Origin of the sequence: Streptomyces sp. TRM70350, assembly GCF_019219825.1 — a bacterium.
Lineage (GTDB): Bacteria > Actinomycetota > Actinomycetes > Streptomycetales > Streptomycetaceae > Streptomyces.
The window spans coordinates 1-13,145 of the sequence record NZ_JAHUXH010000050.1 but is presented as its reverse complement, the minus strand read 5'-3'; the positions used below and the strand labels follow the sequence as shown (position 1 = coordinate 13,145).

The following is a 13,145-nucleotide window of genomic DNA, read 5'->3' as shown; positions in this document are numbered from 1 at the left end:
TCCCCGGCACGGTCAGACACGACCCCCGCGCTCGCCTCGTACCGCCCACACAGAAGAGGCAGCACCCTGACTACGACGTTCCGAGAGCTCGGGATCCTCCCCGAGACCGCCGAGGCCCTGGAAGCCGTCGGCATCGTCACCCCGTTCCCCATCCAGGAGATGACCCTCCCCGTCGCCCTCTCCGGCACGGACGTCATCGGCCAGGCCAAGACCGGCACCGGCAAGACGCTGGGCTTCGGCCTTCCGCTCCTCGAGCGCGTCACCGTCCCCGCCGACGTCGAGGCCGGGCGCGCGAAGCCCGAGGCCCTCACCGACGCCCCGCAGGCGCTCGTCGTCGTCCCCACGCGCGAGCTGTGCACGCAGGTCACCAACGACCTGCTGACCGCGGGCAAGGTGCGCAACGTACGCGTCATCGCGATCTACGGCGGCCGGGCCTACGAACCTCAGGTCGAGGCCCTGAAGAAGGGCGTCGACGTGGTCGTCGGCACCCCGGGCCGCCTGCTGGACCTGGCCGGCCAGAAGAAGCTCAACCTCAATCACGTCAAGTGCCTGGTCCTCGACGAGGCCGACGAGATGCTCGACCTGGGCTTCCTGCCCGACGTCGAGAAGATCATCAACATGCTTCCGGTGCGCCGCCAGACGATGCTGTTCTCGGCGACCATGCCGGGCGCGGTCATCGGCCTGGCCCGCCGCTACATGTCGCAGCCCACGCACATCCGCGCCACCGCGCCGGACGACGAGGGCGTGACGGTCGCGAACATCTCGCAGCACGTCTACCGCGCGCACAACATGGACAAGGCCGAGATGGTCGCCCGCATACTGCAGGCCGACGGACGAGGACTGGCCATGGTCTTCTGCCGTACGAAGCGCACCGCGGCCGATCTCGCCGACCAGCTCAAGCAGCGCGGCTTCGCCTCCGGCGCGGTCCACGGCGACCTCGGCCAGGGCGCCCGCGAGCAGGCGCTGCGCGCCTTCCGCAACGGCAAGGTGGACGTCCTCGTCTGCACCGACGTGGCCGCGCGCGGCATCGACGTCGAGGGTGTGACGCACGTCATCAACTACCAGTCGCCGGAGGACGAGAAGACGTACCTGCACCGCATCGGCCGTACGGGCCGCGCGGGCAACAAGGGCATCGCGATCACCCTCGTCGACTGGGACGACATCCCGCGCTGGCAGCTGATCAACAAGGCGCTGGAGCTGGACTTCAACGACCCGCCGGAGACGTACTCGACGTCCCCGCACCTGTTCGCCGACCTGAACATCCCCGAAGGCACCAAGGGCGTCCTGCCGCGCTCGGAGCGCACGCGCGCCGGGCTCGACGCGGAGGAGCTGGAGGACCTGGGCGAGCCCGGCGGCCGCGGTGGGCGCGGCCGCGGTGGCCGGGGCGGCCGGGACGAGTCCCGCTCCGCCGACCGTGAGCGTACGTCCCGTACACCGAGGCACCGCCGCCGTACGCGCGGTGGTACGCCGCTGGACGCGACGGAGACGCCGGCGTCCACGACCGCCGAGGCGACTACGGAGGAGGCCGCCGCGCCGCGCACCCTGCGGCGCCGGCGCCGTACCCGTGCGGGCGCCCCGGCGGAAATGACGGCCACGACGGCTGTCGAGTCACCCGTGACCGAGGCCGCGGAAACCGCGGTGACGACGGCCGAGGGCGCCGCCACGGTGGACGCCCCGGAGACGTCGGCGAAGCCGCGCCGCCGCCGCACGCGCAAGTCGGCGCAGGCGCAGCCCGTTGAGACCGTCGAGGCCCCGGCCGAGGCAGCGGTCGACACCGCCGAGGGCACGGAGACCAAGCCCAAGCGCACCCGCACCCGCACCCGCAAGACCGCCGCGCCGACCCAAGCCACGGAAGCCACCGAAGCCACGGTCCCCGCGCAGGCCATCGAGGCCGTCGTGGCGGAGCCGGATCCCGAGCCGAAGGCACGCCGCACCCGCAAGGCCACGGCCACCGCCGAGGCAGCGGTCGACACCGCCGAAGGCACGGACACCAAGCCCAAGCGCACCCGCAAGGCGACCACCACCACGGAGGACGCCGACACCACGCCCAAGCGCACCCGCAAGACGGCAGCCGCCACGGAGGACGCCGAGGCCAAGCCGCAGCGCACCCGCAAGGCCACAGCCACCGCCGAGGCAGCGGTCGACACCGCCGAAGGCACGGACACCAAGCCCAAGCGCACCCGCAAGGCGACCACCACCACGGAGGACGCCGAGGCCAAGCCGCAGCGCACCCGCAAGACGGCCGCCACCGCACCCGACGCGGCCACCGCCGAGGCAGCGGTCGACACCGCCGAAGGCACGGACACCAAGCCCAAGCGCACCCGCAAGGCGACCACCACCACGGAGGACGCCGAGGCCAAGCCGCAGCGCACCCGCAAGACGGCAGCCACCGCACCCGACGCGGCCGCCGACACCGCGGAGACCAAGCCGAAGGCTCGCCGCACCCGCAAGGCGACCGCCCCCGCCCCGGAGGCGGCCGCCGGGATCCCGGCGCAGGCCACGCAGGAGCCGGAGTCCAAGCCGAAGGCACGCCGTACCCGCAAGGCCACGGCCACCGCGGAGGCGGCGGACAGCTGATCACCGCCGCCCGACGGCCCGGCCCACCTCACCGTAGGACCGGGCCGTCGGCGTTCCGGCACGGGGCGGCAGCCGGTGGACGCCTTCAAGCCAACGCGCCGCGACCTGTGCCCGTCCCCGCCGTCCCCCGGACGCCCCCACCCGCTACCCTCACCCCGTGACCACGCCCGCCACCCACACCCCGCCCCCGGGCGCCCGCGCCTACCCCCTCCGCACTCCACGCGGTGACTTCGCGGTCGTGGACGTGCCGGTCGCGCCGGGCGTCCAGCCGCGCGGCACGGCCCTGCTGGTTCCCGGTTTCACGGGCAGCAAGGAGGACTTCCGGCTGATGCAGGGACCGCTCGCCGCGCGTGGGTACCGGACCGTGGCCGTGGACGGGCGGGGCCAGTTCGAGTCGGACGGGCCTGCGGACGACGAGACGGCGTACGCCCAGCCGGAGTTGGCACGCGACGTCCTCGCACAGGCCGAGGCCCTGGGCACGCCCCTGCATCTCCTCGGTCACTCCCTGGGCGGCCAGATCTCCCGTGCCGCAGTGCTGCTGGACCACTCCCCTTTCGCCTCGCTCACCCTCATGTCGTCCGGCCCGGCGCAGATCTCGGTCTCCCAGCAACAGCGTGTGAAGCTGCTGCGGGACGCACTCGCGGTGATGACGACGGCCGAGGTCTGGGAGGTGATCGAGGCGATGGGCGCCCCGGAGGAGGTCGGCGGACCCACTCGCGGCATCGGCGGCCCCGAACTCCTGCGCCGCCGCTGGCTCGGCAACAAGCCCGCCCAACTCATCGCCACCGGCCGCCAGTTGTGCACGGAGCCGGACCGTGTCGCCGAACTCGCCGCTGTGCCGCTGCCGTTCCACGTCCTGTCGGGCGTGCGGGACGACACCTGGCCGCTGCCGCTGCTGGACGACATGGCGGTACGACTGCACGCGCACCGCACGGTCGTCGAGGGCGCCGAACACTCACCGAACGCGGACCAGCCCCTGCCGACGGCCCACGCGATCGCCGACTTCTGGGACACGGTCCACACGACGGGTTAGTACTTGCCCACACGGGGGGTCGGTACTGCCCACACGACGGGTCAGTACTGCGTCTGCAAGTGCTCCCAGAACCCGTCCCGCAGCGCTCGGCGCAGATCCGCCTGCCCCCGCAGCGAGTACTGCAGCAGCCCCTCGGCCTCCACCAGCAGATCCTGGTCCACCGAACCGGGCAGATACGGATGCCCGGGCAGCAGCTCCAGCAGCGGCTCCCGCCCCCGCGCCGCCAGCCACTTCGCCGCGATCTGGGCGCCGACGAAGCGGACCTCCTCGCGGGCGGGCCGGGCGATCGCGGCGGGCTCGTAGGCGGCGGTGCGCCGGGAGACGTACGGCTTGAAGAAGTCGAGGTCGAGGTTGCGCTGGCTGTCGACCTCCCACAGCAGCGGCTCGGCCTGGTTGCGGCCCTCCGGCGCCTCGATGCCCCACAGGTGCACCCGCGCCCCGTACCCCTGCGCCGCCTCGACCGCCGACACCAGGTCCTCGTCGCCGCCGAGCAGGGCCGCGTCGCTGATGGCACGGTGCCGGGCGAGGGACTCCAGGTCGGTGCGGATCAGTGAGTCGACGCCCTTCTGCTGGTTGTTGGCGTTGAGGTTGCCCAGGCGGACCTTGACGTCGGGCAGTTCGGCGATGGACTGCTGCTCGGTGGTGTGGATGCGGCGCCGGGCGCCGTCGTACCAGTAGACCCGCAGCAGCCGGCTGTCCGCGAAGATCTGGCGGGCCTTGTCGATGAGCGCCTCGATCAGTCCCTCGGCGTCGAGGTCGAAGGCGCGCCGGTCCTCGGTCCCGGCGACCAACCGGCCCGCGGCCGCGTAGAGATACCCCGCGTCGACGAAGATGGCATGGGTCGAGGGTGTCTTCGCCACCTCGGCGAGCATGCGCTGCAGCAGCTCGTTCGTGCGGTCGATGCGGGCGGTCAGGGCCGCGAGGTCGTCGTTCATCACCTCCATTGTCCCGTTGGTCACGCTGCGAACACAACCGGTCCCGGTTAGTCTCAAGAGAGCTGCTTACCGTTCAGTAATTAGTCGTTCGAAAAATTTCTTTAGCGTAGGGAATGTTTGTAACCAGCAGGCCGTTGCATACGTATGGAACCGGAGGCACCCCCGCCTCCCGGGCCATCCCAGTAGTTCTCCTCAGGAGGATGACCAGACGAAGGGAGAAGCCATGCGCTTCGAGATCATGCGACTCGACGACGTGGACGGCACGCCCGTGGACACGACCGTCGTGGACGCCGCCTCCGTCAACCGGATCGTGCAGCAGGCCGCAGCCATCGGACAGCGACTCTGGATCCGCCCGGCCGACACCACGGCCTCGTAGCACGGATCACTCACCAAAGCTTCAGGGCCCCGTACGGACACGCCGTACGGGGCCCTGCTGTCTCCACGCGGGGCTCAGCTCCCCTGGATCACCTGCGTGACCCCGTTGATGATCTGCTGCACGGCGATCGCGGACAGCATCATGCCCGCGAGCCGGGTCACCAGCACCACGCCGCCGTCCTTGATGACCCGGATGATCAGCAGCGAGTACCGCATGACCAGCCACAGCACGACATGAATGGCCAGGATCGCGGCCCACACCGACACCTGCAGGCCGACGCTGTCCGCCTTCTGCACGGCCAGGATGACCGACACGATCGCACCGGGCCCGGCCAGCAGCGGCATGCCGAGCGGTACGAGGGCGACGTTGACGTCCTTGGTCTGCTTGGGCTCGTCGGTCTTGCCGGTGAGCAGGTCGAGGGCGATCAGCAGGAGCAGCAGCCCACCGGCGATCATCAGCGCCGGCACGGAGACATGCAGATAGGTGAGGATCTGATGCCCCAGCACCCCGAACACGGTGATCACACCACCGGCGACACAGACGGCCTGGAAGGCCATGCGCCGCTGCACCTTGGCGGGCCGTCCCGCGGTCAGGGCGAGGAAGATCGGGGTGATCCCGGGGGGATCCATGATGACGAAAAGGGTGAGGAAGAGAGAGCCGAAGACGGCGAGGTCGAACATGACGGGGCTACGGGCCTTGCGATGAGATGACGGACGTGCGTGAGCGTGAGGGGTCGTGCGCCTCAGGCTCCGCCGGTCCCCGGAACCGGGAACGCGCCCGTCGCCCGCCGGATGATCTCCCCGTACACCTCGGGGTCGGTCGTGTACTCGCCGAGCGCGACCGTCTTGCGGCTGCCGTGGTAGTCGCTGGACCCGGTGACCAGCAGCCCCAGCTCCTTGGCCAGCCCGCGCAGCCGCGCCCGGGTGTCCGGGTCGTGGTCCATGTGGTCGACCTCGATGCCGTCGAGCCCGGCGGCGGCCATCTCGGCGATCGCCGACTCCGGCACCGTACGCCCTCGCTTGGCGGCCCCCGGATGCGCGAACACGGCGACTCCGCCCGCACCCTTGATCAGCCGGATCGCCTCGAACGGATCGGTCTCGTGCTTCTCCACGAAGGCCCGCCCGCCGTCGGCCAGCCAGTCCGGCGTGAAGGCATCGCCGACACTCGGTACGACACCCAGCTCGACCAGCGCTGACGCCACATGCGGCCGCCCCACGGACCCGTCGCCGGCGATCCTCAGGACCTGCTCCCAGGTGACCGGCACGCCCAGCTCGTTCAGCTTGGCGATCATCCCCTGGGCCCGGGGCACCCGGTCGTCCCGCACCAGCTCCCGCTCGGCGAGCAGCGCGGGCTCCTCGGCGTCGAAGAGGTAGGCCAGCATGTGCATGCTGATCCCGTCGATACGACAGGACAGCTCGGCCCCGGTGACCAGCGTGAGCCCCTCGGGCAGCGCCGCGATCGCCTCGGCGTGACCCCGGGTCGTGTCGTGATCGGTGAGCCCGACGACGTCCAGCCCGGCAGCGGCGGCGTTCCGCACCAGCTCAGCCGGCGTGTCCGTCCCGTCGGAGGCGGTGGAGTGGGTGTGCAGATCTATTCGCACGACGCGGACTCCAGCGGTGACGGGACGGAGGGGACGCCCCAAGGATAAACGAGCGTCCACTGCACGCCGGTAAGGGGCGCGGGGAGCTGGGCGAGCAACCCCCGGCGACCCGCAGACGCTGCCGGTGTGAACAGCTACGGCTCCAGCAAGCGCGGCGAAAGCGCCCCGCACGGCACCAGCTCCACCTCCGCCCCCGCATCCCGCACATCCGTCAGCACCAGCTCGTCGTACATCAACAGCCCCGACTGCTCCGGCCACACCACGGCCCACAGCCACAACCCCATGGCCTCCCCGGCGAACACCGCCCGATCGTCCGGCGACCCGGAGACAAGCCACAGCGGGGTGGGCCGACCCGCGGCCAGGACCTTCACCTGGGGTGGCTTCTCGACGTTCATGTACGGCCCCGGGTCCGGCCCGTCGATCCCCGCGTACCGCGCGCCGAGGCCGACGCCGAGTTCCTCGGCGACCAGGATCAGTTCCCCTATGCCGCCGAGTGGTCCGGGCCCCGAGCAGGCCACCGCGGTGGCCCGGCCACCGCTGCGATCGTCACCGGCACAGGCCACACCCGTGAACAGCCAGCCGACCGGCAGGGGCCACGGCATCCACACCGGTACGTGCGTGCGAGCCACCACGACGCTGAGGGCCTCGACGCTGGGCGGGATCACGGGCTGCAGCGGATGCACAGTGCCGTGCAGATCGCACTGCCAGGAATCGGCGAAGAGTCCGGGAGCCCTGACCCGGCCACCACACTTCGGGCAACTGGGTTCGCCCCTCATAGGGCCCCACGGTCCTACCCCGACTGCGTCACGTCAAGGACGATCACCCGTCCGGGGGGAACCGGCCCCGCAAACCATTAGATACATGGCACGCTGATCAGGCAGTCCCATTTAGTTTCCGGTGCCTTCATCGGCGTGAACAACACCCTCCACACCGAGCTGGCGCTTGGTGTGTCGGACGCGCCGCGGCCGGTGGCGAGCGCGGGCTACACCCTCCTGCGGTGGCTCGCGGCGACGGCCGCGTCCCAACTGACCGTTTCCGGACGGACTTTGGTGAGCTTCCTCACGCCCGCGTCAGTCCAACGGCACCGACCTGCGGGACGGGTCCCGCAGGTCGGTGCCGTTGGTCAGCCAGCGCTCCTGGAGGGCCTGGGCGCCGTGGACGCGCTTCCAGGCGGCCTCGTTGGGGGTCATGGGGAGCAGCGGCAGGAAGCGGACGGGGTCGAGGGGCGGGTCCAGTTCCAGGTCCTCGACCAGGCCGCCCGGCTCGGCGACCAGGACCGAGGTGAAGGGGGCGCCGGGCCACAGCGGTTCACCGACGTCCAGGGAGGCACCGGGGGCCACGACCACGCCCTCGACCTGCGGGGACGCGGCGAGGACGGCGAGCGGGCGGAGCACCTTGCCGGTGTCGGCCGGACCGGACCGTACGGAGAGCACCAGCTCGGCACGCGGGCCCTTGACCGGGTCGGCGAGGACCGACGTGGGGTCCGTCATGGGCTGGGCGGACATGCCGAGGGTGGCGTAGCGGACGATGTCCCCCTCCTGGAAACGCAGCACCTCGATGCGGTCGGCGCCGAGGAAGGTGACCGCGGCGCGCGCGTCCGGTTCGCCGAGCGCGGAGCGCAACCTGGCCTCGACCAGTGGGAGAACATCAGCCATGCGGCGAGCATAGAACTCGTCAGTACCGGGCAAAGCAGCGCCTTGACACTTCGGTCTGCTGATACTCTTGGCCGGTGGTTCGGGGCAGCACGCAGCAGCGTCGCGATCAAGTCCCGACGCCGACGACACTCCCTTACGAGGGACCGGCCGGAGGAGGTGGGGCTGCAATGGACCGAAGTCGACCGTGCAGTACCACCCGCTCTTCCGGCCGCTGACGTTGCTCCGGCTCTAGCCTGCCGCCACCTCTCGCATGCGCTTCTCCTGCGTGTTTCCACGGAAGAGCACTTAGTTCCGTTGTGCCTCTGCTTGATCTGTATGACCTGCATCAGCAGCTGAATCAGTAGCGAAGTCCGCCACCGCGACGGTGCGGTGCTCCCCGCTTTGTGGACGTGCCAAACATCCGCAAGTCAGGACGCCTGCATTCCGGGCAGTTCCACCCGTCGCCCGCGGCCTTCCGCTGCTCGCCCGCGAAGGAGCCTGCCATGTCGATGATCCGTGACCTGCGTGCCGCGGTCCGCCCGTCACGTCCCGCCCTGCGCAAGGACACCGGGGCGTACGACACCACCCGCGACCCCCGGACCTCCAGCGCCGTCGTCGACTGTGCCGTCTACCGCGACGGCGCCCGCGTGGAGACCGCGGGGCCGCTCACCCCGCACGAGGCGATGCGCCGGGTGCGGCGCGACGGGGGGTTCGTGTGGATCGGGCTGCACGAGCCCACCGAGGCCGAATTCGCCGGTATCGCAAGCGAGTTCGGGCTGCACCCGCTGGCGGTCGAGGACGCCGTCCAGGCACACCAGCGGCCCAAGCTGGAGCGCTACGACGACTCCCTGTTCACGGTCTTCAAGACCATCCACTACGTCGAGCACGACGAGCTCACCGCCAACAGCCAGGTCGTCGAGACCGGCGAGGTGATGTGCTTCACCGGGCGGGACTTCTTCATCACCGTCCGGCACGGCGGGCAGGGCTCGCTGCGGGCGCTCAGGCACCGGCTGCAGGACGACCCCGAGCTGCTCGCCAAGGGCCCCTCGGCGGTGCTGCACGCCATCGCCGACCACGTCGTCGACGGGTACATCGCGGTCGCCGACGCGGTGCAGGACGACATCGACGAGGTGGAGACCGAGGTCTTCTCGCCGGGCCGGAAAGGCGCGCCGCGGGGTACCGACGCCGGGCGGATCTACCAGCTCAAGCGTGAGGTCATGGAGTTCCGGCGGGCGGTGCAGCCGCTGATGCGGCCGCTGCAGCTGCTGAGCGAGCGGCCGATGCGGCTGATCGACCCCGACATCCAGAAGTACTTCCGGGACGTCGCCGACCACCTCGCCCGGGTGCAGGAGCAGGTCACCGGCTTCGACGAGCTGCTCAACTCCATCCTCCAGGCCAACCTCGCGCAGGCGTCCGTCGCGCAGAACGAGGACATGCGCAAGATCACGTCGTGGGCCGCCATCATCGCCGTACCGACGATGGTGTGCGGCGTGTACGGGATGAACTTCGACTACATGCCCGAGCTGCGCTGGAAGTTCGGTTACCCGATGGTGCTCGGCATCACGGCGATGATCTGCTTCGGCATCCACCGGACGCTGAAGCGCAACGGCTGGCTGTGAGCGCCTCTGGCTACGCTGATCCCATGACTAGCGAGCTGCTCGACCAGGCCCTCGTCGAGGAGGCCACGAAGAAGTCCGGGCTCATCTGGGTGCGGGGTGCCGGGGCGCCGGCCGCGCGGGCGCTGTGGCATGTGTGGCACGAGGGCGCGGCCTGCGTGGTCGGCGACGGGCCGGGCGAGCAGCCGCTGCCGGGGCTGGTGGACGGGGGCGCGGCCGAGGTGACCGTCCGCAGCAAGGACAAGGGCGGTCGGCTGGTCGCCTGGACGGCGCGGGTGGTGGAGCTGCCGTCCGGTTCCGAGCGGTGGGAGGCCGCGGTCGCCGAGCTGAAGGGCAAGCGGCTCAACGCCCCCGACGGCGAGGCGATGCCGGAGCGGTGGGCCCACGAGTGCCGGGTGCTGCGTCTGGAGCCGACCGGCACGACCTCACCGCTGCCGGACGGCTCGCTGGCCCAGGCGCCGCTGCCGACACCGGCGACGACGCGGGAGCCGATCCCCGCGGGGCTGCCGCGGCTGCTCTTCAAGAACAAGAAGAAGCGCAGGCGCACATAGGGCGGTCTACGACGTCGGCAGCTGCTGGCCGTAGTCCACCGTCTTGTCCTTCGCGGGCTGCTCCAGGGGGAAGTCCTTGCCCCAGTCCGAGAACGTGAGCGTGCCCGCGCCGCCCGCGCGGACCAGGCGCAGCGGGTACGGCCTGCCCTCCAGGGAGACGTCCAGGGTGCCGCCGGAGCCCTGGTCGCCGGTGATGCGGATGGTGCGCACGCCGGACTCCTCGTGGCGGCCGTCCGTCGCCAGGGTGCCGTGCAGCGTCAGCAGGCTGTCGAAGAGGACGTCCTTGTCGGTGAAGCCGCTGAACCGCTGGTACGAGGGATCACCCTTCGGCACCTTGACGTACTTGCCGTCGAGCTTGTCGGCCGCGGCCGCGTCCCCTTCGTCGTGCCCGTCGTGCCAGAACTCCGCGTCCGCCATGAGGAACAGCTCCTCACCGACCCGCAACAGCTGGAAGGTCGCCCCCTGCGCGCTGACCGACCCGGTGCCCCCGTCCGACTTCAGGCGCATGTCCAGCTTGTACGTGCTTCCGCCCGCGACGACGGTCCCCGACAGCCGTACCGCCTGCGCCGACTCGGCCGCCGTACGCGTCCTGGCCTGGATCTGGTCGGCGGGCAGTTTGCCGACCCCGTTCGTGCCCGCGTCCGGGTCCTCGCTGCCACACCCGGTCAGTCCCGTCCCCGCCACAACCAGGGCGCACATCGCGCTCACCAGTGCGGTCCGGCGCGTACGGCCCTGGCGCATCGCAGTCACAGATGGTGCTGCCTTTCTGACGTCGGTCCTTCAGCGGCGTACCGCAGCGTACCGGGGCGGCGAGCGGCCGGCGGAGCCAGTCCGTCCGGACCGCTCACCAGGGCGGATCCGATCGGGACGGGCTAGCCTGAAGCCCATCCGAGTGAGCAGTTCAGCACAAGCGGAGCAAAAGCAACGTACGGCAGGAAAAGGAGGCGCAGCCATGGCCGCGGGCGCCCCCCGGATCTTCGTCTCGCATCTTTCCGGCATCGCCGTCTTCGACCCGAACGGCGACCAGGTGGGCCGCGTACGCGATCTGGTCGTCATGCTGCGGGTCGGCGGCAAGCCGCCGCGGCTGCTCGGGCTGGTCGTCGAACTCGCCAGCCGCCGCCGTATCTTCCTGCCCATGACCCGGGTCACCGGCATCGAGTCCGGACAGGTCATCACCACCGGCGTGCTCAACGTCCGCCGCTTCGAACAGCGCCCCACCGAGCGGCTGGTCTTCGGCGAGCTGCTCGACAAACGCGTCACGCTCGTCGAGACCGGCGAGGAGGTCACCGTCCTCGATCTGGCGGTGCAGCAGTTGCCGGCCCGCCGCGACTGGGAGATCGACCGCGTCTTCGTCCGCAAGGGCAGGAAGGGCGGCGCCTTCCGGCGGGCCAAGGGCGAGACGCTGACCGTCGAGTGGTCCGGCGTCACCGGCTTCTCGCTGGAGGAGCAGGGGCAGGGCGCCGAGAGCCTGCTCGCCACCTTCGAGCAGCTGCGCCCCGCCGACCTGGCGAACGTCCTGCACCATCTCTCCCCCAAGCGCCGCGCGGAGGTCGCCGCGGCCCTCGACGACGACCGGCTCGCCGACGTCCTGGAGGAGCTGCCGGAGGACGACCAGATCGAGATCCTCGGCAAGCTGAAGGGCGAGCGCGCCGCCGACGTCCTGGAGGCGATGGACCCGGACGACGCGGCCGACCTGCTCGCCGAGCTGCCGACGGAGGAGCAGGAACGGCTGCTGAGCCTGATGCAGCCCGCCGACGCGGCCGACATGCGCCGCCTGATGGCGTACGAGGAGGACACCGCCGGCGGTCTGATGACCACCGAGCCGATCGTGCTGCGCCCCGACGCCACCGTCGCCGAGGCCCTCGCCCGGGTCCGCAACCCCGACCTCTCCCCCGCCCTCGCCGCCCAGATCTACGTCTGCCGCCCGCCCGACGAGACGCCGACCGGCAAGTACCTCGGCACCGTCCACTTCCAGCGGCTGCTGCGCGACCCGCCGTACACCCTGGTCAGCTCGATCCTCGACGACGACCTGCAACCCCTCGGCCCGGGCGCGGCGCTGCCGCTCGTCGCCGGGTTCTTCGCGACGTACGACATGGTCGCGGCGCCCGTCGTCGACGAGTCCGGGTCGCTGCTGGGCGCGGTGACCGTGGACGACGTACTGGACCACATGCTGCCCGAGGACTGGCGGGAGACCGAGTTCGAGCTTGCGGAGGGCGAAGGGGTGGCCCCCCATGGCTCCTGAGCGTGAGGTGGTGGGGCGCGAGATCGTCCGGGAGCGCATGCCCGCCGGGGCCACGGCGACCACGCGCCCGCGCGTCCGGCTCGACCAGCCACGGCCCAGACGGCCGCGCATGCTGCCCGAGTGGGACCCGGAGGCGTTCGGGAAGCTGTCGGAGCGCATCGCCCGCTTCATCGGCACCGGGCGCTTCCTGGTGGGGATGACGGTCGTCATCGTGGCGTGGGTGCTGTGGAACGTGTCCGTGCCGTCGGGCCTGCGCTTCGACGAGTACCCGTTCATCTTCCTGACCCTGGCGCTCTCCCTCCAGGCCTCCTACGCCGCCCCGCTGATCCTGCTCGCGCAGAACCGGCAGGACGACCGCGCCCGGGTCGAGCTCGAACAGGACCGCAAGCAGAACGAGCGGTCGATCGCGGACACCGAGTACCTGACCCGGGAGATCGCCGCCCTGCGCATCGGGCTCGGCGAGGTGGCGACCCGGGACTGGCTCCGCTCCGAGTTGCAGGACATGGTCAGGGAACTCCAGGACGGGCATCCCGACGGTCACCGCGTATTCCCGGCAGACCGGTCAGGGGCGCGTGACGTAG

The 13,145-nt window shown here is 71.1% G+C and carries 13 protein-coding genes and 1 pseudogene; 8 read left to right on the top strand and 6 right to left on the bottom strand.

Features of this window, described 5'->3' with window-relative positions; all coding sequences use genetic code 11:
- Positions 1–159 precede the first annotated feature (159 nt).
- Together KWI83_RS36240 and KWI83_RS36235 are read left to right on the top strand one after the other, a co-directional pair.
- Positions 160–2,577: a DEAD/DEAH box helicase gene (locus KWI83_RS36240; RefSeq protein ID WP_256363312.1), complete on the top strand. Its 2,418-nt coding sequence runs from the start codon at positions 160–162 to the stop codon at positions 2,575–2,577.
- A gap of 157 nt (positions 2,578–2,734) precedes the next feature.
- Positions 2,735–3,610, top strand: coding sequence for an alpha/beta fold hydrolase (locus KWI83_RS36235; RefSeq protein WP_218518621.1), 876 nt, complete (start codon positions 2,735–2,737; stop codon positions 3,608–3,610).
- A gap of 41 nt (positions 3,611–3,651) precedes the next feature.
- On the opposite strand, the gene KWI83_RS36230 is transcribed toward KWI83_RS36235, so the two are convergent.
- Positions 3,652–4,554 carry an NYN domain-containing protein gene (locus KWI83_RS36230; RefSeq protein ID WP_218518634.1) on the bottom strand — a complete coding sequence of 301 codons (903 nt, stop codon included), beginning with the start codon at positions 4,552–4,554 and terminating at the stop codon, positions 3,652–3,654.
- A gap of 214 nt (positions 4,555–4,768) precedes the next feature.
- On the opposite strand from KWI83_RS36230, the gene KWI83_RS36225 reads away from it, so the two are divergent.
- Positions 4,769–4,921, top strand: a complete 153-nt coding sequence (locus KWI83_RS36225; protein ID WP_155060754.1) for a hypothetical protein — start codon at positions 4,769–4,771, stop codon at positions 4,919–4,921.
- Positions 4,922–4,995: 74 nt separating this feature from the next.
- On the opposite strand, the gene KWI83_RS36220 is transcribed toward KWI83_RS36225, so the two are convergent.
- The 3 genes from KWI83_RS36220 to KWI83_RS36210 form a co-directional block, all read right to left on the bottom strand.
- A complete protein-coding gene (locus tag KWI83_RS36220; protein ID WP_218518620.1) occupies positions 4,996–5,601 on the bottom strand; it encodes a MarC family protein in 606 nt (201 codons plus the stop codon).
- Between the two features lie 62 nt (positions 5,602–5,663).
- Positions 5,664–6,521 carry a PHP domain-containing protein gene (locus KWI83_RS36215; RefSeq protein WP_218518619.1) on the bottom strand — a complete coding sequence of 286 codons (858 nt, stop codon included), beginning with the start codon at positions 6,519–6,521 and terminating at the stop codon, positions 5,664–5,666.
- Positions 6,522–6,655: 134 nt separating this feature from the next.
- Positions 6,656–7,297 carry a DUF6758 family protein gene (locus tag KWI83_RS36210; RefSeq protein WP_218518618.1) on the bottom strand — a complete coding sequence of 214 codons (642 nt, stop codon included), beginning with the start codon at positions 7,295–7,297 and terminating at the stop codon, positions 6,656–6,658.
- 111 nt (positions 7,298–7,408) lie between these two features.
- On the opposite strand from KWI83_RS36210, the pseudogene KWI83_RS39610 reads away from it, so the two are divergent.
- A pseudogene (locus tag KWI83_RS39610) lies at positions 7,409–7,540 on the top strand (MFS transporter); the annotation flags it as partial.
- Between the two features lie 51 nt (positions 7,541–7,591).
- On the opposite strand, the gene KWI83_RS36205 reads toward KWI83_RS39610, so the two are convergent.
- Positions 7,592–8,176: a suppressor of fused domain protein gene (locus KWI83_RS36205; RefSeq protein ID WP_218518617.1), complete on the bottom strand. Its 585-nt coding sequence runs from the start codon at positions 8,174–8,176 to the stop codon at positions 7,592–7,594.
- Between the two features lie 482 nt (positions 8,177–8,658).
- On the opposite strand from KWI83_RS36205, the gene KWI83_RS36200 reads away from it, so the two are divergent.
- Positions 8,659–9,774 carry a magnesium and cobalt transport protein CorA gene (locus KWI83_RS36200; RefSeq protein WP_218518616.1) on the top strand — a complete coding sequence of 372 codons (1,116 nt, stop codon included), beginning with the start codon at positions 8,659–8,661 and terminating at the stop codon, positions 9,772–9,774.
- A 23-nt stretch (positions 9,775–9,797) separates the two neighbouring features.
- Positions 9,798–10,322 (top strand): hypothetical protein, encoded by a 525-nt coding sequence (locus KWI83_RS36195; protein WP_218518615.1) that lies wholly within the window; start codon positions 9,798–9,800, stop codon positions 10,320–10,322.
- 6 nt (positions 10,323–10,328) lie between these two features.
- Here KWI83_RS36195 and KWI83_RS36190 read toward each other — a convergent pair whose 3' ends face one another.
- Entirely contained in the window at positions 10,329–11,063 is a 735-nt protein-coding gene (locus tag KWI83_RS36190; protein WP_218518633.1) for a hypothetical protein, read from the bottom strand.
- A gap of 211 nt (positions 11,064–11,274) precedes the next feature.
- On the opposite strand from KWI83_RS36190, the gene KWI83_RS36185 reads away from it, so the two are divergent.
- On the top strand, positions 11,275–12,564 hold the full coding sequence (locus tag KWI83_RS36185; RefSeq protein ID WP_218518614.1) for a magnesium transporter MgtE N-terminal domain-containing protein: 1,290 nt from the start codon (positions 11,275–11,277) through the stop codon (positions 12,562–12,564).
- On the top strand, positions 12,554–13,145 hold a 592-nt coding region (locus KWI83_RS36180), incomplete at its 3' end, for a DUF1003 domain-containing protein (RefSeq protein WP_218518613.1). The genes KWI83_RS36185 and KWI83_RS36180, both read left to right, overlap by 11 nt.

What these genes read in the sequence shown, in the direction of transcription:
- KWI83_RS36210 (WP_218518618.1), bottom strand. Translation starts at nt 7,297, where the DNA reads ATGAGGGGCGAACCCAGTTGCCCGAAGTGTGGTGGCCGGGTCAGGGCT.
- KWI83_RS36220 (WP_218518620.1), bottom strand. Translation starts at nt 5,601, where the DNA reads ATGTTCGACCTCGCCGTCTTCGGCTCTCTCTTCCTCACCCTTTTCGTC.
- KWI83_RS36225 (WP_155060754.1), top strand. Translation starts at nt 4,769, where the DNA reads ATGCGCTTCGAGATCATGCGACTCGACGACGTGGACGGCACGCCCGTG.
- KWI83_RS36200 (WP_218518616.1), top strand. Translation starts at nt 8,659, where the DNA reads ATGTCGATGATCCGTGACCTGCGTGCCGCGGTCCGCCCGTCACGTCCC.
- KWI83_RS36230 (WP_218518634.1), bottom strand. Translation starts at nt 4,554, where the DNA reads ATGGAGGTGATGAACGACGACCTCGCGGCCCTGACCGCCCGCATCGAC.
- KWI83_RS36205 (WP_218518617.1), bottom strand. Translation starts at nt 8,176, where the DNA reads ATGGCTGATGTTCTCCCACTGGTCGAGGCCAGGTTGCGCTCCGCGCTC.
- KWI83_RS36185 (WP_218518614.1), top strand. Translation starts at nt 11,275, where the DNA reads ATGGCCGCGGGCGCCCCCCGGATCTTCGTCTCGCATCTTTCCGGCATC.
- KWI83_RS36190 (WP_218518633.1), bottom strand. Translation starts at nt 11,063, where the DNA reads ATGCGCCAGGGCCGTACGCGCCGGACCGCACTGGTGAGCGCGATGTGC.
- KWI83_RS36240 (WP_256363312.1), top strand. Translation starts at nt 160, where the DNA reads ATGACCCTCCCCGTCGCCCTCTCCGGCACGGACGTCATCGGCCAGGCC.
- KWI83_RS36195 (WP_218518615.1), top strand. Translation starts at nt 9,798, where the DNA reads ATGACTAGCGAGCTGCTCGACCAGGCCCTCGTCGAGGAGGCCACGAAG.